Origin of the sequence: Streptomyces gamaensis (assembly GCF_042656465.1) — a bacterium.
GTDB lineage: Bacteria > Actinomycetota > Actinomycetes > Streptomycetales > Streptomycetaceae > Streptomyces > Streptomyces gamaensis.
In genome coordinates, this window is record NZ_JBHSPB010000052.1 from 1 (window position 1) to 2,601 (window position 2,601).

4 protein-coding genes are annotated in these 2,601 nt (G+C 27.3%); 3 read left to right on the forward strand and 1 reads right to left on the reverse strand.

Going from position 1 to position 2,601, the window contains the following annotated elements; translation table 11 throughout:
* Positions 1–52 precede the first annotated feature (52 nt).
* Positions 53–1,441, reverse strand: coding sequence for a hypothetical protein (locus tag ACFP1Z_RS33550; RefSeq protein ID WP_344332992.1), 1,389 nt, complete (start codon positions 1,439–1,441; stop codon positions 53–55).
* An 86-nt stretch (positions 1,442–1,527) separates the two neighbouring features.
* On the opposite strand from ACFP1Z_RS33550, the gene ACFP1Z_RS33555 reads away from it, so the two are divergent.
* Genes ACFP1Z_RS33555 through ACFP1Z_RS33565 form a run of 3 tightly spaced genes read left to right on the forward strand, consistent with a single transcriptional unit; the run spans position 1,528 to position 2,524 of the window.
* Entirely contained in the window at positions 1,528–1,992 is a 465-nt protein-coding gene (locus ACFP1Z_RS33555) for a hypothetical protein (protein ID WP_198968535.1), read from the forward strand.
* A 6-nt stretch (positions 1,993–1,998) separates the two neighbouring features.
* Positions 1,999–2,364: a PDDEXK family nuclease gene (locus tag ACFP1Z_RS33560; RefSeq protein WP_198968536.1), complete on the forward strand. Its 366-nt coding sequence runs from the start codon at positions 1,999–2,001 to the stop codon at positions 2,362–2,364.
* Positions 2,365–2,392: 28 nt separating this feature from the next.
* Entirely contained in the window at positions 2,393–2,524 is a 132-nt protein-coding gene (locus ACFP1Z_RS33565) for a hypothetical protein (protein ID WP_275944883.1), read from the forward strand.
* Positions 2,525–2,601 lie beyond the last annotated feature (77 nt).

Here is a 2,601-nt window from a genome sequence, read left to right on the forward strand (position 1 = left end):
AGTAGCATAATACATATATATTATATAATGTATATAGTGTTTAGATTTTGTGTTATCTGACTGCAATATTTTGAAAGTTTTTATAATGGAAAATTGGCTTATATTGTTTCGTTTTTGCAGATTTTTGAGCTAATTTTATCTGATTCTCAATTTTTGCCTGTCCTTGTAATTGTTCTCCTAATTGTTGTGCAAATTGCAAATCTTGATCTGAAATGCCATAAAATTTCCACTTAGTTTTCCAATAATTCAAAAATTCTTGATATGATAATGTTCTTTTTCCAGATGTATAACTGTAATTTTGTTGGTAAGGATATCTTGCAATTTCTATAGTAGCACTTGCTACCATTTTCGCGTACCAAATATTTGCATATTTCTTATTGACAATTTTTTGAACTTGTAAAAATTGCTCATATGTAACTGCATAGTTTTCAATTTCTGAACTATAAGCTATATTTGTACCGCCTGGAGAAGGATCATATAAATGCATTTTGAATAGATTTCCAAATATCGAAATTACAGTTTTATCTGCGGATAGAATTGCTATTAGGTCATCTTGAGTTACATTTTCTGGATTAAAATCAGGCATTAATACGGCAAAATCAAGAGGAGTATAATCTAAAATCATTCCAAAAACATCTGCAAAATATTGTAAAATCATACCATTTTGTAATTGAATTCCATCTTGAGTTTCTGGAGCTAAAACACATCTATCTAACCAACCGACATCTAAAGCAAAACCACTATTAATTATACTATTTAAGTCTGGAATAAATGCAATTATGAATTTGGCAAAATCTGGAAGTTGATTAAAATTGATATTTAAAGCATTTAACAAATCTGAAATACCAGTATCTGCAATATTATTATATATATAGTTATCTACATTTGGAATATTTGTACTACCAATTCCTAAAGTTGTAACATCAACACTGACATTTGCAGTAGTTAAACTAGAAAAAGATTGTTCAATTTTCTGACAAGATTGATTTTGATATTCTGTAGCTAATGCCGGCTGATATACAGATAAATCAAAATAAGTTTCATCAAAAACTGCCGGTTGATACAAAACTGAACATAATTGTACATAATTATCATATAAACTAGTATAATTATTTAATAAACTTATTCCATTTGAAGTACCAAAATTTGCAGATTGACCTAAATTAAGAAATGTTTGAGAATTAAAATTAGGATTAAAAGTTGAACTTGCTAGATTATTTAATGCAGAAAGTAAAGAAGAAACAATTGAAGCATATGCAATTCCATAATTTGTATTTATTCCTGGAGGAATTTGAATATTCTCTAATGGAGTCGGCAAAACTGAAGAAACTCCAGCGTCAAACATTACAGAAAATGCGGGAAAAGATTTTCTATTCAATATTTTATTATACAAGTGATATTTCATAGCTGAAATATTTCTTTGACCTTTCCTTTTTCCCATAACTATCAATTTATATACCTCAACTAGAAAAATAAACTTACAAATTGCATAATGTATATAAATGTCATACATTATTGAGTTAATAAATGAATCCAAAATATGAAGTTGAAGAAGTAAAAAATAAAGAATTAATAAAATTAGTAAGAATGTTAATTGACTATTATCATATTCAGGGAATGGTAAAAGGCGGTGGAGCTGGAAGAAATAGTAGATATTTTATATATCTTCAAAAAGAAGAAGACAAGAAATATATTGTAGCAGTAGCTTGGTTACACGATAATACACCATTCCGTTTTATTGCACAACAATATAATATTCCAAACGACAGATCTTATTTTATTAGAAGAGTTACAAAAACTGCTCCAGGAGATCATTTAGTGAATTTTCTAAATGATTTATCTGAGAAATTGAAGAATGACGGTTTTGAAGTTCTATGGACTTTAGGACTACCAGATCATAGTAACGCTTTATACAAGAAAGCTGGATTTAAATTAGTAGGACAAACTAGTAGGACAAAACATGAAGTTTATGTAAAATATCTAAATAAGTGATAGAAAATGAACATTAGGCAATCTGGTAAGTATTATGAATATAAAACTTTAGAAATTCTTGAACAAAATGGATTTAAAGCGTTAAGAATTCCAACTTCTGGAACTGGAAAACAAGCAATTCCAGATCTTATAGCGACAAAAGACAATACAATTTATCCAATTGAAGTAAAGTCAACTTCAAAAGATTTAATAACTATTAAGAAATTTCAAATTGAAAAACTTTTCAAATTTTGTGAAATTTTCGATTTCTGTAATTGTCAACCATTAGTAGCTATTCATTACAAAAAATATAAAACTGTCATAGTTTATACTTTGTCTCAAGATGTCAGAAACAAGGAAAAAATCAAATTTAAATACGGAATTAACAGCTAAATTGTATTTAGCTCTAGATGATCTAACTATGGCTTTAGCAACAGAAGATAAAGAAGAAGTTAGAAAATCTGAAGTATTTCAAAAAGCTTTAGAAGTTGTAAAAGTTGTAAAAGAAATGAGAAGATTACAAGTTAAACCTGTTGAAGGTGAAGAAAAATGAATAAAAATTATTTAGCAAATGCATTCTCAATAAATATGTTATCTAAATTTCCAATAAAAGTTACAATTGATAAAATT